This is a genomic window from Nannocystis pusilla (genome assembly GCF_020073745.1).
GTDB classification, from domain to species: Bacteria; Myxococcota_A; Polyangia; order Nannocystales; family Nannocystaceae; genus Nannocystis; species Nannocystis radixulma.
Genome location: NZ_JAIRAU010000057.1, coordinates 299,454 through 317,995, shown reverse-complemented (window position 1 = coordinate 317,995; position 18,542 = coordinate 299,454). Strand labels below are relative to the sequence as shown.

The following is an 18,542-nucleotide window of genomic DNA, read 5'->3' as shown; positions in this document are numbered from 1 at the left end:
TCCGCACCGCTTGCGAGATCGGCCTCGGCGACGCCCACGCGGCGTCAAGGCCGCCTGTCTCGCCGACATCGACCCCGAGCAGCAGCACGGCGATCTGTCCATCGCCGCCGGATCGATCTATAGCGGCATCATCCTCGGCGCCGCCGCCGAATGACCCGACGTGCCGTCATGAACCAACTGCTCCCCTGCGTCGAGGTCGACGCCAAGGTCCCCGCCACCGCCAGCGTCATCTTCCTCCACGGCCTCGGCGCCGACGGCCACGACTTCGAGCCGGCCGTCCCGCTGTTCAACTTGCCGTGGGCGCGCTTCATCCTCCCGCACGCCCCGTCGCTGCCGGTCACCATCAACGGCGGCTACGTCATGCCCGCCTGGTACGACATCCGCAGCCTCGGCTTCGACCCGCACGCCGGCCCGCGCGAGGACGAGGCGCACATCCGGGCCAGCGCCGAGGCGATCACCCGCCTCATCGCCCGCGAGAACGCCCGCGGAATTCCCAGCGAGCGCATCGTCCTCGGCGGCTTCAGCCAGGGCGGCGCCATGGCCCTCTACACCGGCACGCGCCACCCCGAGACCCTCGCCGGCCTGCTCGTCCTCAGCGGCTACGAGGTCCTGCCCGACCGCCGCGACGAACAGACCCGCGCCAATTTCGACACTCCCGCCCTGTTCTGCCACGGCCGCCTCGACCCCCTGGTCCCCGCGTTCGCCGGCCGCGCCGCCTACGAGGCCGCCCTCCGCCCCGGCCGCGACGTCCGCTGGCACGAGTTCCCCATCCAGCACGAGGTCTCCCCCGCAGAGCTCCAGCTCGCCGCCGGCTGGCTGCACGAGCGCCTGCCCCGTTGAGCATGTTTTTCAAAACATGCCCGTAAGGGCATGGTCTGTCGGACATGGTCCATGAGCCATGCCGACAGGCGAGCCTCATCGGAGGGCGGAGCCGCGGCGTTCGTCGCGAGGCGGACGGTCGCGACGCCGGACCTGCCATGCCGATAGCCGCCCACGCGACGCTCGTCATGTCATCGGAGGGCGAGGCCGCGGCGATCGTCGGGGGGCGGACGGTCGCTACGCCGGACCTGCCATGCCGATAGCCGCCCACGCGACGCGCGTCATGCCATCGAAGGGCGGGGCCGCGGCGATCGCCGTGGGGCGGACGGGAGGCGGCGCAGCGGGTCCCGTCGCGACGCCGGACCTGCCATGCCACGTGCTCGCCGCCGATGCTTTGCCGTGTCCGCCGATCGGATCGGCGTCTGCGCGCGAGGCATGAGGCCCCCGGCTGCTCCCACTGCGCCGCCTCCCGTCCGCCCGTGGAGAGCGTCGTGGGCCCCGCTTGTCGCGGTTGAAGAGAATCGCGGCGGTCCAGGGAGGATGAGGAGCCGGCCCTCCTGTTCCCCGGGCCATCCAGGCCCTGTCCCTTCGGACAGCTCAGAACCGCAGCAGGAGCCCCGCCCCGCCGAGCGCCACCTCGGCGCGCCCGGCCTGCCAGCGGAGGAACGCGCGGCGGCGCAAGATGCCATGCGTGAACAGGCCCCAGCCGACCGCCGCCGTCACCAGGCCGCCGCCGATCAGCGGCACGCCGGCGCGGCGGTCCTCGCCGAACACGTCGCTCGTGCGGGCGGCGATGCCGAGGCCGAGCACCACGAGGCCGAGCGTGCCGACGATCGCGCCGACGATGATGCGCGGCGTCCCGTTCGGCGGCGCAATGTTCGGATCGACCGGCGTCTCGGACACCTCCACCACTGCCGGCATCTGCCCGTTCGGCGGCCCCCAGCTGTGCTCCGCGCCGGGCAGCGGGCGCTGGTAGATCTGCCACGTCCGCGGCCGCGATCGGCCCGGCTCCTGCGGCTCGGCCTCGACCGGCACCGCGCCGCCCGGGGCCGTCACCGGAGCAGCGGGCGCCGCTGCGGCTGGAGCCTCCGGTGCAGGGGCCACGGTCTCGCTCGCGGCCGCATCGGTCGGTGGTGCCGTGGTCGTCGCCGCGCTCTCATCCGTCTTCGTCGCCGCGGACGCGGCACCGGTCGCGGGCGAGCCGAAGTTCGCCGGCGTCGTTGCGGGCGCCGCGTTCGCCTCGACGGGAGCGGCGTACACCAGCGACGGGATCAGCGTCAGCGACACCGTCACGCAGATCTCCCGCGAGCGCGCGAACCTCATGGCGGGCGCATCCTCGCACATCCGTGTCGCGAAGTCGCCCGCGTGCGAGCCCCGCGCCGACTCGGTATGCTGCCCGCGCATGGCGCCGCGCATCAACGGAACCCTCGCCCCACCCGGCTCTCCCTGGTACGAGCGTCTGTTCGCCGACCAGCTCTGCACCGTCATGATCGCCTGCGGCTTCGACGAGTACGGCTCCAACCGCTCGCAGGACGACCTGTTGGAGTCGGGCCTCGTCGCCCGCGGCTTCACGCGCGACGACGTCGGCGCCGGCGCGCGGATCGCTGCCGCCGGGCGCGTCGCGCCCCAGCGCCTCGCCGAGCACTGGATCGCCCGCGCCGCCGCTCACGACGTCGCCGGTCGCCCGGTCGACGTCGTCGTCACGCTCGTGCGCACGGGCGACGGCAGCGCCGGCGGCGACGCGGCCTCGGCCTTCCTCGAGGGCCTCGGGCGCTGCGACGTGGCGATGTACGGCGGCCACGGCCGCTACGGCACCGGCCCCGACTTCGACTACAACTTCACCGCCGACCTCGTCGACGGCAAGGGCGCGATCGAGGCCAGCTTCAGCGAGTACAAGGACCTCGAGGAGTTCCTGGTCGAGCGCGGCCGCACGAACAAGCGCTCGCCGCTGGCCGAGTACCGGGCGCTGGTGGCCAAGGGGCGGCTGCAGATCCGCCGCGTCAACTCCGGCAACATCGTCATCAACCTGCGCAACTATCACACCGCCGAGTTCGGCGCGCACGTGATGGTCGACCAGCTGAAGAGCGACCCCAACATCCGCCGCATGTCGAAGCAGGCGTTCGACAAGCGCTACCGGCTGTGGCTGTTCAACGGCTGCCGCACCAACGACTACTTCTACAACCTGCGCAAGCTCAACCCCAAGGTCAACGCCGGCGGCCTCGACCTCATCGGCACCCGTCGCGTGACGTATTGGAGCATGATCGGCGACACCATGCTGAAGCTGCTCGACGAGCTGCTGCAGCGCCGTAACTTCTCGCAGATCTTGCAAGCACTCCACTCGGTCAACCCCGACAACCCGGGCGACGACGCGAAGGGCCCGAGCCACGTCGCCGACCTCGGCCGCCGCGCCTGAACCTCACGGAGCCGACCATGCCGACCCCCGACTTCGAAAGCCGCGTCCAGGCGTTCGCCGACAACCCCTCGCCCGCAGCCGCCAAGGACCTCGCCGCCGCCCACGACGACCGCGCCTTCGCGGCCCTCGTCCAGGCGATGAACGACTTCATGGAGGGCCCCGACGCCGTCGCCTACCGCGAGGCCGTGCGCACCGCCGCCACCCCCGAGGTCCTCGCCAAGTGGATGGCCGGCGACCTCGAGGCCCGCCGCACCGCCGCCCACGCCCTCAGCGCCCGCTTCGCCGCCCACGTGCCGTTCATCGCCCGGGGCCTGCGCGACGCCGACGACCAGGTCCGCGCCGTGTGCCGCCGGGCTCTTCGGTCATGGACTTCGAGCCCTGAACTAAAGGACCTGTTCCTCGAGGCAGTTCGTCACGACGACCCGCGCGTGCGCCTGCTCGCGGCCGAGGGCCTGGGCAAGCTCGGCGACGCCGCCGACCTGCCGGCGCTGCAGGCGGCCCTCGACGCCGAGCAGGACGACCGGACGCGCGACCGCCTGGCCTGGGCGATCGAGCGCATTGAGGACCAGGCGGCGGACGAGCCGGCCTGAGTGACGCGCAGCACGGCCGGCGAGCGGCCGCACCGACCGGACCCGCGGCGACGCGAGCGTCACACGAGCGGAGGACGCGGACCCTCGGCCGGCACGCATCGCCACGCGGCGGCGTAGCGGTCGGCCCCGCGGGTGTGCTAGCTTCCCGCGCCTCCATTCCAAGCCACATGGCCAGCCGCTCCACCGCCCGCAAGCTCCCCCTCGCCGAACAGGCCGACCGCTTCGCCCTCTACCAGGAGGCGGTCAACGCCCCCGCCGACAACATCGAGTTCATCGAGCGCGTCTACACCGAGATGCGCGGCGTCCGGCCCCGCGTACTGAAGGAGGACTTCTGCGGCACCGCCCTGCTCGCCACCGAGTGGGCCAAGCGCGGCCCGCAGCGCAAGTCGATCGGCGTCGACCTCGACGCCGAGGCGCTCGCCTGGGCCCGCCGCCACAACCTCGGCCCCGCCGGCCCGGGCGTGTCCGGCCGCGTCGAGCTGGTCCACGCCGACGTCCTCGCCCCCAACGACCTCCGCGCCGACGTCGTCTGCGCCCTCAACTTCAGCTACTTCCTGCTGCCCACCCGCCAGCAGCTGCTCGCCTACTTCCGCAACGTCCGCCGCTCGCTGCGCCCGCGCGGCCTGTTCATCCTCGACTGCATCGGCGGCACCGAGGCCGTGGCCGACTACCACGAGCAGCGCGAGTACGACGGCTTCTCGTACATCTGGGACCACCAGGAGTTCAACCCGCTCGACCACACGGCCCGCTGCTCGATCAGCTTCGCGTTCCCCGACGGCTCGCGCATCGAGCCGGCCTTCGCCTACCGCTGGCGGGTGTGGACGCTGCCCGAGCTGCGCGACCTGCTCGACGAGGCCGGCTTCACCGCGCCGCGGGTGTTCTGGGAGTACACCGACGAAGAGGACGGGACCACCGAGTACCGCGAGATCGCCCACGAGCAGAACCAGGAGATCTGGCTGACCTACCTGGTCGCTTCGACATGACCTGAGGGACAGGCCGCAATGACGAACCTGCGCAGCGACAACAACGCCGGCCTCGTGCCCGAGGCCCTGGCCGCGTTGGTCGAGGCGGCGCAGGGCGAGGCGCTGGCCTACGGCGGCGACGACGTCACGCAGCGCGCGAGCGCCAGGGTCGCCGCGCTGTTCGGCGCCGACGCCCGCGCGGCGGTGTTCTTCGTCGCCACCGGCACGGCCGCCAACACGCTCGGCATCGCCTCGCTGACCGAGCCGTGGCAGCGGGTGCTGTGCCACCGCTACAGCCACTACAACGAGGACGAGTCGACCGCGCCCGAGCGGATGACGCTGTGCCGCACGACGCCGATCGACCCCGGCTCCGACCCGACGCGGCTCACCCCCGAAGACCTGATGCCGCACCTGCTCGGCCGCCGCGGCGACGTCCACGAGCCGGCGCCCGGCGTGCTCACGCTGTCGAACCCGACCGAGTTCGGCACCGTCTACGCGCCGGCCGAGCTGGCCGCGCTGTGCCGCGTGGCCCGCCAGCACGGCTACCGCGTCCACGTCGACGGTGCCCGCTTCAGCCAGGCGGTCGCCCACGTCATGCAGACGCAGAGCCTGTCCGAAGAGGCAGCCTGCCGCGCGCTCACCGTCGACGCCGGCGTCGACGCGCTGTCGTTCGGCGGCACCAAGGCCGGCCTGGCGCTCGGCGAGGCCGTGGTGCTGTTCGCCGGCCGCTCCGCCGCGGCCGCCCGCGCCGCCGAGCGCCTGCCGTTCCTGCGCAAGTCGACCGGCCACCTGCTGAGCAAGCACCGCTACGTGTCGGGCCAGTTCAACCGCGTGCTCTCCCACGGCGCGTGGGTCCGCCACGCCGCCCACGCCGCGGCGATGGCCGAGCGCCTCGCCGCCGGCCTGCGCGCCCGCGGCCTCACCCCCGCGTTCGCGCGCGAGTCCAACGCCGTGTTCGTCGACATCCCGACGACCCTCGACCGCCGCCTGCGCAGCCGCGGCCACACGTTCTACCCGTTCGCCACCCCCCTCGGCACGCGCGCCCGCCTGATGTGCAGCTTCGCCACCACGCCCGCCGACATCGACGGCTTCCTCGCCGACATCCCGGTCTGATCGCTCGCGGTCACAGGTCGAGCGCGTCGCGACGCGAGCGTCATCGCAGCCACCGCGGCTCGTCGCCCCCGGACACATGGCCAAGAGTCTTTCGAGACATGCCCCTTTCGACATGTCTCTCCAGTCAGCTCGAAACCGCCCACCTGCGGTCTTCTGCCCTCTCTGATATCTGGAGCCAAGCGCGACACACGCCGTGACGGCTAGAGCCGGAATTGGCGCAGAGGCGTGTTTTGAGGCTCAAAGGTCGCGTCCGGGCTGCGCGCTTGCACGCCTGAGCACGACTCTTCACGCTCGGGGGCGATGGCCATCATCTTCGCCTGCACCGTCGCCGCCCTCGTGTTCGCCGCGCCCGTCGCGCCCGCCACCACGGCTCCCGCGACGGTCACCGCGCCCGCCTCGAAGGTCGCGCCGCCGGCCGCGAAGAATCTGTCCTCAGGGACATCCAGCAAGGCGGCCCCCGGCGCGACCGCGACGCTGCAGCTCGACTGGCGCCAGCGCCTCGCCATCGGCGTCGACGCCATGCAGACCAGCGACCCCGCGCGGCTCGCCCGCCTCGAGCAGCTGCAGCCCGATCGCAAGGTCGACGAGGCCGTGTTCTTCTCGCCCGGCGAGCTGCAGGACCCCAAGGTCGCGCCTGTCCTTTTGCGCAGGCTGCTGCGCAGCGCCGACCCGGTCAAGGTCCGCTGCGCGCTGGTGGAGGCGCTGCCGCTGACCGGCGGGGACTGGCAAGAGGGAGCGGCCGCGCTGATCGGCATCGACGCCTCGCCGCTGGTGCGCAAGCAGCTGGTCCAGGTCATGCGCTACGCGTCCGCCCCGTACAACATCGACGGCCTGCGGCGCGGCTTCAAGGACGAGGACCCCGAGGTCAACATCGCCGCCGCCCGCACCGCCGGGTTCGCGCGCAACGGCGAGGAGCTGTTCCCCGAGCTCTACTCGAGCACCTTCGACTCCGACTGGGACCTGCGCGCCGCCGCCGTGCAGGCGCTCGGCATGCTGCGCCTGCCCAAGTCGCGCGACGTCCTGATCAAGGCCCTCGCCGACGACGAGCGCGAGGTCCGGCTGCAGGCCTTCCTCGCGCTCGAGCAGATCGACCCCGAGGGCATCATCTGGCTGCCCGAGCTCGAGTCGCTGGCGAAAGATCGCAAGAGCCACCGGATCGCGCGCAAGGCCGAGCTCTTGCTGCGCAAGCGGCGAGCCGCCGAGAAGGCCGCGAAGAAGGCCGGCCGCACCGCCGGCCCGGGCACGCCCGAGCCGAGCGCGGCGCCTCGGGCCACCGGCGCCGCCGCGAGCGGCTGAACCAGCCGCGAACCTCGGTGACGCGGCATGAAAGCGATCGGTCAGACCATCCACGGCGGCCCCGAGGTCCTGCACTTCGTCGACGTCCCCGAGCCCGAGCCCGGCCCGCGCGACCTCGTCGTGCGCGTCCACGCCACCGCCACCAACCCCGTCGACACCAAGGTCCGACGCGGCGCCACGGCCGGCGCCGCCGTGGCCGCGCCGCCGCTGATCCTCGGCTGGGACGCCAGCGGTGTCGTCGCCGCGACCGGCAGCGACGTCGAACACTTCCGCGTCGGCGACGAGGTCTACTTCGCCGGCGACGTCACGCGCCCCGGTTCCTACGCCGAGTACGTCGCCGTCGACGAGCGGATCGTCGCCCGTCGCCCCAGGACCCTCTCGCACCGCGACGCCGCCGCGATCCCCCTGACCGCCCTCACCGCCTGGGAGGCGCTCGTCGAGAACATGGGGATCGCCCCCACCGATCGCAGCAGCGAGCACGCGCGGACCTTGCTGGTCGTCGGGGGCGCCGGCGGCGTCGGCTCGATCGCCATCCAGATCGCGCGGCAGGTGTGCGGCCTCCGCGTGATCGCCACCGCCTCGCGGCCCGAGACCGTCGCGTGGTGCGCCCGGCTCGGGGCCGACGCGGTGATCGACCACACGAAGCCGCTCGCCGAGCAGCTGCGGGAGCGCGGCGACGACGGCGTCGATTTCGTGCTCAACACCGTCCAGCCGACGCAGAACCTGCCGCAGGTGCTCGAGGTCGTGCGGCCGTTCGGCCACGTCTGCGGGATCGTCGCCCCGAACGGCCCGCTCGACCTCGGCCCGCTGTTCCGCCGGCGCGGTCACATCTCCTTCGAATACATGTTCGCCCGACCCCTCTTCGGCGCCGCGCCCTCGCGCCAGGGAGCGATCCTCGCGCGGGTCGCCGACCTCCTCGACCAGGGGGTTTTGCTCGGCACGCGCACCGCCACCATGCCGTGGGACCAGGTTCAGGCCGCGCACCGGCTGCTCGAGTCGGGGCGTTCGGTCGGCAAGACCGTGCTGGAAGTCGTCCCGTAGCGCCGCGCGAGTGCGCCGCGCGCCGGCGGACTTGGTCTGAGCCAGATCGTCGGCTCGCCCCCCCTCGCCGGGAGTTCCGGGTATAACCCACGCGTCGCCATGCTCAGTCCACGCATGCCCATCCCGACGGTGGAACAGCTCGGTCCGCGCTTCGCCGACTTCCTCCGCGGACTCAAGCGGCCGCTCATCTTCTTCGACACCGAGACCACCGGCACCGACCCGGCGCTCGATCGCGTGGTCGAAATTTCGATGATCCGCCTCAGCGCCGAGCGCGGGGTCGAGCCGGCCCGCACCTGGAGGATCAACCCCGGCGTGCGGATCCCGATCGAGGCCAGCGAGATCCACGGGATCACCAACGAAGACGTCGCCGACAAGCCGACCTTCGGGCAGATCGCCGAGGAGCTGCTGAGCTACCTCCGCGGCTGCGACCTCGCCGGCTTCAACATCGGCCGCTTCGACGTCCGCGTGCTGCAGACCGAGTTCGCGCGCGTCGGCAAGGCCTTCGACCTGTCGGGCGTGCGCGTCATCGACGCCCAGGTCATCTACCACCAGAAGGAGCCGCGCAACCTCACCGCCGCGATGCGCTTCTACTGCGAGAAGGAGTTCGTCGACGCCCACGGCGCCGAGGCCGACACGATCGCCACGCTCGAGGTGTTCGCCGGCCAGCTCGGCCGCTACGGCGAGCTCGGGCTCGACATCGAGTCGCTGCACGAGGTCTCCAACATCACGAGCGCCGGCTACGTCGACGGCGCGCGCCGCTTCATCTGGCGCGACAACGAGCCGGTGTTCAACTTCGGCCGGCTCAAGGGCAAGTCGCTGCGCTGGGCCGCGAGCGAGCCGACCGAGCGCGCCTACATGCGCTCGATCGTCACCGGCAACTTCGACGAGGACACCAAGGGCATCGTCCGCGACGCGCTGACCGGGCGGATCCGCCTGCGCCCGCGCGAAGGCGAGGGCTAGCGCCGCGACCCTCCTCGCGCCTTGCCAGCCCTGTCGGAGCCCGGCGCGAGGACGACTCGAAATGACCCGGTCGAGGTGCTAGCCGAACGGGCATGTCGTGAGGGGCATGTCGCATCGGACATGCCCTGAATGACATGTCCACATAACCATGCGCGCGCGCGTCCGCGGTCGCGCACGCTCTCACCGTCTCTCGGCTCGCCGGTCACGACGTGCCGGGCTTGTCGCCGTTCTTCTCGAGCGCGTGCTTCTCGATCCCGTTCTTGTCGCCGTTGAGGGCGAAGAAGCGGAGCGAGGGCGTGTCGAGGACCACGGTGGTGCCGGGGGGGACGCTGCGGGTGAGCCACACGTTGCCGCCGATCGTGGAGCCGCGGCCGATCACCGTGTCGCCGCCGAGGATGGTGGCGCCGGCGTAGACGGTGACATCGTCTTCGATGGTGGGGTGGCGCTGGACCCTGCGCCCGGCCTCGCGCGACTTGACGGACAGCGCGCCGAGGGTGACGCCCTGGTACAGCTTCACGCGGTTGCCGATGATCGAGGTCTCGCCGATGACCACGCCGGTGCCGTGGTCGATGAAGAAGCTGCGGCCGATGGTCGCCCCGGGGTGGATGTCGATGCCCGTGCGGCTGTGCAAGATCTCCGCGATCATGCGGGGCAGCAGCGGCACGCGCCGGCAGTACAGGTGGTGAGCGATGCGGTGACCGGCGATCGCCGTCACGCCGGGGTAGCTCATGATGATCTCGGCGTCGCTGCAGGCGGCCGGGTCGCCGGCGAGGGCGGCCTGGACGTCGGCGGCGAGGGCGGCGCGGATCGACGGGATGGCCTGCAGCAGGTCGAGCGCGTGCTCGTGGGCGGCCTCGCCGGTCTCGTCGGCGGGGCGGCCGGCGTGGCTGCAGTCGACGGCGAGCGAGCGGGTGACGACCTGCTCGAGGCGGCGCAAGATCCGGGCGCAGCGGGCTCCGACGAAGTAGCGGACCGTGAGGTCGTCGAGCGGCTCGTAGTTGAAGTACCCCGGGAACACGATCGACAGCACGTCGTCGAGCAGCTCCGACACCTCGCTGCGGGCGGGCAGGTTGTTGCCGTCGATGTGGTTGATGTTCCCGTGGTCGCGGTACGACTCGAGGACCCCCTCGACGACGCTCGCGAGCCGGCGTTCGTGGTCGTTCACGGCGAGAACCATATCCGAGGCGCGGGCGGTCTCCACCGCTCGCGTGGATTTTTGGCGTCGCGCGCGGACCGGGTTTAAGCTGGTGCAGGTTTGCCCGCGTTACCGCTCCACATGCTCGTCCAACAGTTGCTCCTCGGTCGCACGGAGGGGCTGAGCGGGCCGCAGCTCGCGGCTTTCTTGTCCGGCTGGACGAGCGTCCTCGAGTTGTTGCGGCGCCCTGAGCTCTGCGTGCCCGACGCCGCACCGGAGGTGCACGAGGCGTTGCGTTCGCTCGCGGAGCAGATCGAGCGCGCGCAAGCGGAGATCTTGAGCGACGACGACGACTCGGACCTCTGAGGTCGGCGGCGAGCTTGTGAATCAGCCAGCGCGTGTCTGAGCGTTGATCGGGCGGGGTCGCGCGGCGCGTTGCGCGGATCGACACCTCGCAAGTCCAGCGCCCCGGCCTTCGAACTCGAGCCGAACCGTTGTTCAGGCTCACTCAACTTGCAGCGAAGTAAAACTGCTTTTTCGGACGTCGCCGAACCGGATTTGGGCGGTTCCGCGCCGGGTCGAGAGTCGACCAAATCTCCTAAACGGCGGTCGACTTCGGGATGTTTTCGCCCATTCTGGCAAAAAATACACTCCTGCCGACTGTCCTCGCGGCCGAGTAAAACTCCCGAAACGATATCCACACCGTAGGTTCGGGTAAAAACTTGGAGAGATCGCCCGTGAGATCTCCCGCCCCTCTACGCGCCCTTTCACGGCCCATTCGCGCTGCCGAGAACGCCGGCGAAAAGCATGCGCAGGCGACGCCGACGGGCTCCTGATGCCAAACAGGGGCGCTTAAAAGGCAACAGCGCGTGACCGGGAGGGTCACGCGCTGTTCAGGGACGGCGGAGGTGAGGAGGCTCCGACGCCCGGGAGGTCAGGAGACCGTCGCGCTCACCGCGGCGGAATCGCTCGCCACGGTGCCGTTCGGACGGGGCCATTCGATGCGGTGCTTGATAATGCGACGCTTGAGGGCGTGGCGAGTGATTCCAAGCAGCTGAGCGGCTTCGACGATGCTGCCGGCGGCGTTGAGCGCTTCCACGCACAGGAGGCGTTCGGCGGCATTCAGATTCAGATCTTCGAGGATGAGGCGCATGGCGGCAGGATAGGCCAAGGCATGGGGACAGGGAAGGACGATTTTGTAAGCCGGCATCCCAAAAGTTCAGTCGTGTATTCTGAACATCGTTTTGTATTATGCAGAAGATAACATCGTTTGTGCGCGAGCTCGCCCCTCGTGGCACCCAACGACAGCCCGACCGGTGGGGTGCTTCACACACTTTGCCGTCGAGGGGAGCTACACTTGCCGGCCTCCTGGGGAACGGTCTGAAAAGCTCAAAACCGATCCGGATGGCACGAGACACCCCCGAGCTCTTGGTGGATTCACCATGGTCCGAGCGCACGGGGCCCGAGGCCGGTCCTAGGTTGCATAAGAGCCCTGTCGCAAGGGCGCGCAGAGTAAGATAGGGAGCCGCGTGCCGCAGAACGCCCGATCGAAGTCGTCCGTCGTGATCCACACCCTCGTCGTGGTCGACGACATGCTCTTGCAGGCGGCGATCGAGCGCCGTCTCAAGCACGAGGGCCACGTCGCGGCGTCGGCGAACGGCTCGCGCGAGGCGATCGACCGCCTGCGCCGCGAGCTGTTCGACGTCGTGCTGTGCGACCTGCACACGACCTCGGGCGACGGCGCCGAGCTGCTGCAGTGGCTCGGCAGCTACTTCCCGTCGGTCCCGGTCGTGCTGATCGTCGAGGCGCTCAGCCCCGAATTCCGCGGGCAGTACGAGGGCGGCGGCTCGGTGCGCATCGTCGAGAAGCCGATCGACCTCGACAAGCTGGTCAAGGCGATCGAGGCGTGCGGGCCCCGCAAGGGCTTCTACGGCAACCAGATCGAGGTCGAGTTCTTCGACTACGTGCAGATGGTCGCCGGCTCGGGCCGCGACAAGGCGGTGGTGCTCACGACGCACGCGGGCACCGGGTACCTGTGGATCGAGCACGGCGACATCGTCCACGCGCAGTGGGGCGAGATGCGCGGCGAGCAGGCGTTCTACAAGATGCTGTCGGTCGGCCGCGGCAGCTTCCGCGAGAACCTGTTCCGCTCGCCGCCGGCCCGCACGATCGTCCGCTCGAGCATGCACCTGTTGATGGAGGCCGCGCGCCAGGCCGACGAGGGCATCCTCGGCCAGACCGACGAGACGGTCGAGGAGCGTGAGGACGAGAAGCCCCGCGCCGCCCCGGAGCCCGAGCCGACGCCGCCGCCGCGCCCGGTGCCCGAGTCGCGCCCGCCTCAGCGCGCGCCGATGCCGAAGCCGGCCACCACGCCCGCGCGCTCGGCCCCGCCGTCGTCGCAGCCGTCGCACGGCGGCAGCGGCCTGCGCCGGGCGTCCGAGATCCGCCCCGACGACATCGACATGGCGAGCGTCGCCGACTCGGCGATCGCTCGCATCGACGACCTGGCGCTGCCGCAGGACGACGAGGAGGTCGAGGCCCGCAGCGCCAAGGCGCCGCCGTCGCGCACGCCGGAGCGCTCGTCCGAACGCTCCGGCGAGCGCGCCCCGGAGCGCTCGTCCGAACGCTCCGGCGAGCGAGCCCCCGAGCCGTCGAACGACGGCGTGCCGGTGCTGCGCCGCCGCGTGCAGACGCTCGAGCGCCGCGTGGCCCAACCCGCGATGCCGACGCCCGCCCGCGGCACCCCGACGTCGGTCCCGGCCCTGCGCGCCACGCCGGCCTCGGTGCCCGCGCGCCACACTCCGGCGTCGATCCCCGCCGTGCCCGCGCGCGCGACCCCGACGTCGATCCCCGCGGTGCGCACCACCACGATCCCGCCGGGCCACGGCTCGGTCGCGGCCCGCGGCGCCGCGCCGCCGCCGCGACCCGACGCCCGGCCGATCAAGAAGGCCAACACCGTCGACCTCCTCGAAGACCCCGAGACGCGCGAGCTGATGCTCGGCCAGTTCTGGCAGTTCGAGGGCGTCAACGGCGTGGCGATCATCTCGAGCACCGGCAAGGTGATCGCCGAGGACATGCGCAACAACAGCACCGTCGTCACGCTCGCCGGCTTCTACATGCGAGGCGCGGCGCGGATCGCCCGCACCCTCGGCTACCACGTGTTCGACGGCGTGATCGCCCGCTCCGCCAGCGGCCAACAGATGATCATGGTCGGCATGGGAGCCACCTCCGCAGTGCTGTCCATCGCGCCGGGACATGACCCCGAGGCCATCCGCGACGCGATTATGGGAGTCGATACCAAACGATGAGCGCCGAGCCGAATCGCCAGCTAGTCAGCCTCCTCGAGGAACTCGACCGGCTCCCCGGCGTGCGCGGCTCGCTGGTCGCGACCGTCGACGGCGGCTACACCGCCAGCGAGAGCAACTTCGACGCCGCGACCGCGACCGACATCGCCAAGACGGTCCGCCGCATGGTCGTCGCCTCGGCCACCGTCGGCTCGCCCATCGAGGAGCTGCTGATCACCTTCCACACCGCGCGCATGATGATCGTCCCCGTCCGCGAGGAGGCGACCCTCACCATCATGCTCGAGCGCGACTCGGCCCAGCCGTCGGTACGAGCTGTCCTGAAGACCAGGCTCGCCGGCCTCCGCTCGTCGATCGGCAGCTCGTCGGCCGAGAGCAGCATGTCGGCCGGCTCCGCCCCCGTACCCGAGCCCGAGGACGAGGTCGACCGCCTGATGCTCGGCGAGCTCGGCCCGGTCCTCCGCGAGGTCCAGAGCGTGTTCACCTCGTACCTCATCCGCGCCGGCAAGACCGCCGGCGAGGCCGGGGTCATGATGCGCGAGCAGATCCGCGAGTGGCTGCTGATGGTCAACCCGTCGCCCTACACCTTCCCGGTGCTGGTCGACGCGCTGGTCCAGCTGACCCTCCGCGACGAGCGCGAGAGCTTCAAGATCGACGTGCAGCAGGCGATGCGTAACTCGCGGCTGTGGCCGAAGAAGAACGTCCGCTGAGTCCGGGCGCCTGCCGGCGCGTGCACGTCACCGTCGGCCGCCCGACGCGCGCCGGCGCGGAAGAGCCACGGGCGTGTCCTCCGTCGGCCTGCCGCTCGACCGCGGGTCGAGCTCCCACCGGCGTACGTCGCGTTCGTCGAGGAGCTCCGCCGGGGTGCGCAGGCCGGCGCCGGAGGCACGGTCATCATCCTCCTCGCTGATCCCGGCGGCTCGACCGATCTCGTCGACGTTGTTCTGGTCGGGCGTGGGATCGCTGGCGCCCGGGAGCTCCTCGCCCGAGAACAGGTTTCCCAGCGGGTCGACGTCCGGATCGCCCGCGCGCAGCACGTCGTCCTGGCCCGGGACCTTCTCCTCCACGCGCTCCGGAAACACCCCGGAGCGCAGCGTCTCCCCGGCGATCGCCGTCAGCGACTCGTCGTGCCGCGGCTCCTCGCCCTCCTCGCTCTCGCTCATGAGCTCCTCGGGGTCGGCGGCGTGCTCTTGCACGTTCTTCTCCGCGAGTTTGTCCGGGTCCGGCACCGACTCGACGGGTACGACGGCCTCGACCGGGATGTCCTCTCGTCGTCGCTTGTTCATGGCATCTCCCTCCTCCTTGCGCGCCTGGCCCGCGACCGCGATCTCGCAGCCGTTCGCCCAGAGGAGTGACGCGCCCGACGCGGGGCTGCAAGCGCGCTCTGGTGCAGCTCCGCGTACTCCCGGGGCTCCACGAGTGGTCCTCACCGGGATGCCGACCTCGACTCGCACTCACACCCGCGGCCGAGCCCGTCGTCCTGCCGCTGCCGACGCTATCGGCGCCGAGCCGGCGGCGAGCGGTCCGAGCCGGACAAAAGGTCCGATCTGGAAACCTCTCGCGCGAGGTCGACGACTCGTTCGTTCGGTCGAGCCTGGCGCTCCCATTTGCTCATGGACAGCGGTCGCCGCATACAGGGAGGCGGAGGCGCACGTCGACGATGCGACACAGGTACGACTGGACGGTCACGAAACCCTACCCGGCGGGCAGCTCCACCGGGCTGGACGCGTGGACGACGCTCCCTCTGACCGGCGGAGCCACCGAGCCGCCCGAGAGCAACTTCGCCGGGCGCGGACCTCGCGGCTACCGCAGGCCCGACGCGTCGATCCGTGAGGAGTTGTGCGAGCGACTGGCGCGCGACCCGAGAGTCGACCCCTCGGACATCGAGGTGATGGTCACTGACGGCGAGGTCTTGCTGACCGGGAGCGTCGACACGCTGGCGACGAGGCGGTGGATCGAAGATGTCGCCTACCGGGTGTCCGGGGCCCGGCACGTCGACAATCGCTTGCGCGTCGGCACCGTCGTTCACGCGCCGCACCCCGAGATCTCGGCCGCCGACTTCGACATGCCCTGGCCACGGGGGTGAGGCGTGCAGTGCTGAGCTGGCCGATCGAGCATGTCCCTTAAAAAATGTCTGAAGGGACATGCCTTGATGAGCATGTCCCTTCGGACAATCACACCGGCACGTCGAACTCGCGCAGCGCCTGATTGAGGCTCGTGCGCTCGTCGGTGCTCTCCTTGCGGCGGCCGATGATGAGCGCGCAGGCGATCTGGTACTCGCCGGCGGGGAAGCGCTTGGGTCGGGTCCCTGGGACCACCACCGAGCGGGCCGGCACGCGGCCCTTGTGGGTGACGGGTTCGGGCCCGGTGACGTCGAGGATCGGCGTCGACGCGGTCAGGGTGACGTTGGCGCCGAGCACCACCTCGCGCTCGAGGTGGACGCCCTCGACGACGATCGCCCGCGAGCCGAGGAAGCAGCCGTCCTCGACGATCACCGGGGTCGCGCCCGGCGGCTCCAGCACCCCGCCGATGCCGACCCCGCCGGAGAGGTGGACGTTGCGGCCGATCTGCGCGCAGCTGCCGACGGTCGCCCACGTGTCGACCATCGTCCCGCTGCCGACGTACGCGCCGATGTTGACGTAGCTCGGCATCAGCACCGCGCCGGCCTCGATGAAGCTGCCGTGGCGCGCCGTCGCCGGCGGCACCACCCGCACGCCCGCGCGGGCCCAGTCGCGCTTCAGCGGCATCTTGTCGAAGTACTCGTAGGGCCCGAGCTCGATCGTCTTCATCTCGCAGACCGCGAAGTAGAGGAGGATCGCCTGCTTGACCCAGGCGTGGACCGTCCACGCCTCGCCGGCGGCCCCGGGCGTGGCGACGCGGAGCTGGCCGCGATCGAGCGCGGCGATCGTCTCCACCACGGCGTCCCGATACACCTGGTCTTTGAGCAAGGTTCGATCGGCGAACGCCTCGCCGATCCGGGCCTGGAGGTCCGCGTGGTCGTGGGACGATTTCTGCATGACCGGGGCATCGCACAGGCCGGCGCCGGGGCGCAAGCGCCCGGCCGGCCGCCCCCGGCGCCGCCGGCCGTGGTACCCTCGGCGCCGAGGTGTCCATGATGTCCTGCCTCCGCCGCGTCCCGCTCGCGCTCGTGCTGTCCCTCGCGTTCGCCCCGCTCGCCCGCGCCGGCGAGCCGCAGACCGTGTCCCCCGCCGAAGAGGAGGCGCTCTACAAGAACGAGCGCGCCACCGCCGTGCCGGCCAAGGAGAAGCCCGCCGGCGTGAAGTTCGCCCGTGAGGGCTGCTTCGCCGACCCGGCCAAGTGCAAGTGCCAGAACAACGACGCCACGCAGAGCCAGTTCTGCGGCACGATGCTCGGCCACTTCTGCCCCGACAGCACCCTGCGCTACCTCGCCGCCGCCTGCATGGACCTGTTCGGCGGCGCCACCCTGTGCCAGTGCGCCGCCAGGCAGCAGATCGAGGGCCACATCAAGGCCGAGGACGCCGCCAAGGCCAAGGCCGAGAAAGAGGCCGCCAAGAAGGCCAAGCAGCAGAAGAAGAAGGCCAAGTAGCGCCTCTTCGTCGGCTGTCCCTCGGGACACCTCGGGAGAGGTGTCTCTCCGAGCATGCCCCGGGGGACAGGCGACCGCTCGGCCGACGGCTCAGCGGTCGAACAGCGCCATCAGCTCGGAGTGGCGGCTGGCGGCGTCCTGGTAGCCGAGCTCGATGAGCTGGCGGCAGTAGTCGGGGTCGAACAGCAGGTACGAGGCGAGGTCGCTCTCCTGCCGGGCGTCGTCGGCGGCGACCGCCCAGCGGATGAGGCGCGCGACGAGCCCCGAGTAGCGGCTGAGACCGGTGCGCCGCACCGTCTCGAACGCGATCCGGCCGATGTCCTGGCTCGGCCGGATCAGCACCGTGTCGATCGACTCGTACGCGGTGGTCTTCTCCTTCTGCATGCCCACCGCGAGCCGCTGGGCGAAGTCGGGCCCGAACTCGCGCGCGCCGGCGGCGAGGATCTGGTTCATCCGCGACACCCGCTCGATGTCGGCCTCGACCTTCTCGAGCAGCAGCACGTTGAGCACCTTGCCGAGCATGAACATGGCGCTCGGGAAGGTGCCCTCGGCTTCGTGACGGATCTGCCGCACCTCCTCCTCGCCGGGGGTGTGGCGCAGGCTGACGACCAGCAGCCGCGTCGCGCCGAGCCGCATCGCCGGCCGCAGCGGCGTCTGCTGGCGCAGGCCGCCGTCGGCGTACAGCAGGTCGCCCACCCGCACGGCCGGGAACAGCACCGGGATCGCCCCCGACGCCAGCGCGTGCGAGGCCGTGATGGGCGTGAGCACCACGTTCTGCCGCTGGCTCTCGGGCCAGCGCTGCGGCAGCTTGCCGTCGGCGGTCTGCACGAAGGTCGTGACGGTCCCGGTCGCGACCTCGGTCGCGGTGCAGGCGACCGCCGAGAGGTGACCGTGGTGCAGGTTCTCGGTGATACCGCGCCACGGCAGGCGCGCGCGCACGAAGTTCTGGATCGCGCGCGGGTCGATGAGCCCGCCGATCTGCTGCCCGTGCCCGACCTTGTCGCCGGTGCGGCCGAACAGCACCTGCGGCAGGCTGCGCATCTGCGTCCAGCCGAAGCGACACACCTCGTCGAGGTCGAGCTCGGTCCACACGCGCGCGAGCAGGCGCCCCTGCGCGCGCGGGCGGTCGGCGGTGGCAGCGACGTAGGCGCCGTTGATCGCGCCGATGCTGCTGCCGGTGATGATGTCGAAGCGACACTCGCCGCGCAGCCGCTCGCGGATGTACCGCAGGACGCCGACCTCGTAGGCGCCCCGCGCTCCGCCGCCCGACAGCACGAGCCCGACCTTGGGCCGCTCACCGCTCACGCGCACGCTCCGGGCGAGACGGCGGCGGCGGCTCCGAC

Annotated in this window: 20 protein-coding genes; 14 read left to right on the top strand and 6 right to left on the bottom strand. The window is 71.3% G+C overall.

Going from position 1 to position 18,542, the window contains the following annotated elements; genetic code table 11:
• Positions 1–10 precede the first annotated feature (10 nt).
• Together K7C98_RS41005 and K7C98_RS41000 are read left to right on the top strand one after the other, a co-directional pair.
• Positions 11–154 carry a hypothetical protein gene (locus K7C98_RS41005; RefSeq protein WP_224197388.1) on the top strand — a complete coding sequence of 48 codons (144 nt, stop codon included), beginning with the start codon at positions 11–13 and terminating at the stop codon, positions 152–154.
• Between the two features lie 14 nt (positions 155–168).
• The gene (locus K7C98_RS41000; RefSeq protein WP_224197387.1) at positions 169–840 is read left to right on the top strand and encodes an alpha/beta hydrolase; all 672 of its coding nucleotides are present in this window, start codon (positions 169–171) and stop codon (positions 838–840) included.
• A gap of 576 nt (positions 841–1,416) precedes the next feature.
• On the opposite strand, the gene K7C98_RS40995 is transcribed toward K7C98_RS41000, so the two are convergent.
• Complete coding sequence (locus K7C98_RS40995; protein ID WP_224197386.1) at positions 1,417–2,142, bottom strand: hypothetical protein; 726 nt, start codon at positions 2,140–2,142, stop codon at positions 1,417–1,419.
• Between the two features lie 79 nt (positions 2,143–2,221).
• On the opposite strand from K7C98_RS40995, the gene K7C98_RS40990 reads away from it, so the two are divergent.
• The 7 genes from K7C98_RS40990 (at position 2,222) to K7C98_RS40960 (ending at position 9,194) form a co-directional block, all read left to right on the top strand.
• A complete protein-coding gene (locus tag K7C98_RS40990; protein WP_224197385.1) occupies positions 2,222–3,232 on the top strand; it encodes a hypothetical protein in 1,011 nt (336 codons plus the stop codon).
• Positions 3,233–3,249: 17 nt separating this feature from the next.
• Positions 3,250–3,822: a HEAT repeat domain-containing protein gene (locus tag K7C98_RS40985; RefSeq protein ID WP_224197384.1), complete on the top strand. Its 573-nt coding sequence runs from the start codon at positions 3,250–3,252 to the stop codon at positions 3,820–3,822.
• Between the two features lie 167 nt (positions 3,823–3,989).
• Positions 3,990–4,805: a class I SAM-dependent methyltransferase gene (locus tag K7C98_RS40980; protein WP_224197383.1), complete on the top strand. Its 816-nt coding sequence runs from the start codon at positions 3,990–3,992 to the stop codon at positions 4,803–4,805.
• An 18-nt stretch (positions 4,806–4,823) separates the two neighbouring features.
• Positions 4,824–5,897, top strand: coding sequence for a threonine aldolase family protein (locus tag K7C98_RS40975; protein ID WP_224197382.1), 1,074 nt, complete (start codon positions 4,824–4,826; stop codon positions 5,895–5,897).
• A 300-nt stretch (positions 5,898–6,197) separates the two neighbouring features.
• A complete protein-coding gene (locus K7C98_RS40970) occupies positions 6,198–7,193 on the top strand; it encodes a HEAT repeat domain-containing protein (protein ID WP_224197381.1) in 996 nt (331 codons plus the stop codon).
• Between the two features lie 27 nt (positions 7,194–7,220).
• Positions 7,221–8,234 (top strand): zinc-binding alcohol dehydrogenase family protein, encoded by a 1,014-nt coding sequence (locus tag K7C98_RS40965; protein WP_224197380.1) that lies wholly within the window; start codon positions 7,221–7,223, stop codon positions 8,232–8,234.
• A 114-nt stretch (positions 8,235–8,348) separates the two neighbouring features.
• Positions 8,349–9,194 carry a 3'-5' exonuclease gene (locus K7C98_RS40960; RefSeq protein WP_224197379.1) on the top strand — a complete coding sequence of 282 codons (846 nt, stop codon included), beginning with the start codon at positions 8,349–8,351 and terminating at the stop codon, positions 9,192–9,194.
• Positions 9,195–9,396: 202 nt separating this feature from the next.
• Here K7C98_RS40960 and epsC read toward each other — a convergent pair whose 3' ends face one another.
• The gene (gene epsC, locus K7C98_RS45340) at positions 9,397–10,359 is read right to left on the bottom strand and encodes a serine O-acetyltransferase EpsC (RefSeq protein WP_224197378.1); all 963 of its coding nucleotides are present in this window, start codon (positions 10,357–10,359) and stop codon (positions 9,397–9,399) included.
• A 90-nt stretch (positions 10,360–10,449) separates the two neighbouring features.
• Between epsC and K7C98_RS40950 the strand changes: the two genes are divergently transcribed.
• Positions 10,450–10,695 (top strand): hypothetical protein, encoded by a 246-nt coding sequence (locus K7C98_RS40950; RefSeq protein ID WP_224197377.1) that lies wholly within the window; start codon positions 10,450–10,452, stop codon positions 10,693–10,695.
• 568 nt (positions 10,696–11,263) lie between these two features.
• Here the strand turns inward: K7C98_RS40950 and K7C98_RS40945 are convergent.
• Positions 11,264–11,482: a helix-turn-helix domain-containing protein gene (locus K7C98_RS40945; RefSeq protein ID WP_224197376.1), complete on the bottom strand. Its 219-nt coding sequence runs from the start codon at positions 11,480–11,482 to the stop codon at positions 11,264–11,266.
• A gap of 376 nt (positions 11,483–11,858) precedes the next feature.
• Here K7C98_RS40945 and K7C98_RS40940 point away from each other — a divergent pair, with 376 nt between their 5' ends.
• Positions 11,859–13,637 carry a response regulator gene (locus tag K7C98_RS40940; RefSeq protein ID WP_224197375.1) on the top strand — a complete coding sequence of 593 codons (1,779 nt, stop codon included), beginning with the start codon at positions 11,859–11,861 and terminating at the stop codon, positions 13,635–13,637.
• Positions 13,634–14,341: a roadblock/LC7 domain-containing protein gene (locus K7C98_RS40935; protein ID WP_224197374.1), complete on the top strand. Its 708-nt coding sequence runs from the start codon at positions 13,634–13,636 to the stop codon at positions 14,339–14,341. The genes K7C98_RS40940 and K7C98_RS40935 overlap by 4 nt, the downstream gene beginning before the upstream one ends.
• 27 nt (positions 14,342–14,368) lie before the next feature.
• Here K7C98_RS40935 and K7C98_RS40930 read toward each other — a convergent pair whose 3' ends face one another.
• Positions 14,369–14,917: a DUF6335 family protein gene (locus K7C98_RS40930; protein WP_224197373.1), complete on the bottom strand. Its 549-nt coding sequence runs from the start codon at positions 14,915–14,917 to the stop codon at positions 14,369–14,371.
• A 374-nt stretch (positions 14,918–15,291) separates the two neighbouring features.
• On the opposite strand from K7C98_RS40930, the gene K7C98_RS40925 reads away from it, so the two are divergent.
• Positions 15,292–15,717, top strand: a complete 426-nt coding sequence (locus K7C98_RS40925) for a BON domain-containing protein (protein WP_224197372.1) — start codon at positions 15,292–15,294, stop codon at positions 15,715–15,717.
• Between the two features lie 88 nt (positions 15,718–15,805).
• On the opposite strand, the gene K7C98_RS40920 is transcribed toward K7C98_RS40925, so the two are convergent.
• On the bottom strand, positions 15,806–16,648 hold the full coding sequence (locus K7C98_RS40920; RefSeq protein ID WP_224197371.1) for a 2,3,4,5-tetrahydropyridine-2,6-dicarboxylate N-succinyltransferase: 843 nt from the start codon (positions 16,646–16,648) through the stop codon (positions 15,806–15,808).
• Positions 16,649–16,746: 98 nt separating this feature from the next.
• Between K7C98_RS40920 and K7C98_RS40915 the strand changes: the two genes are divergently transcribed.
• Positions 16,747–17,199, top strand: coding sequence for a hypothetical protein (locus tag K7C98_RS40915; RefSeq protein WP_224197370.1), 453 nt, complete (start codon positions 16,747–16,749; stop codon positions 17,197–17,199).
• Between the two features lie 90 nt (positions 17,200–17,289).
• On the opposite strand, the gene K7C98_RS40910 is transcribed toward K7C98_RS40915, so the two are convergent.
• On the bottom strand, positions 17,290–18,504 hold the full coding sequence (locus tag K7C98_RS40910; RefSeq protein WP_224197369.1) for a patatin-like phospholipase family protein: 1,215 nt from the start codon (positions 18,502–18,504) through the stop codon (positions 17,290–17,292).
• Positions 18,505–18,542 lie beyond the last annotated feature (38 nt).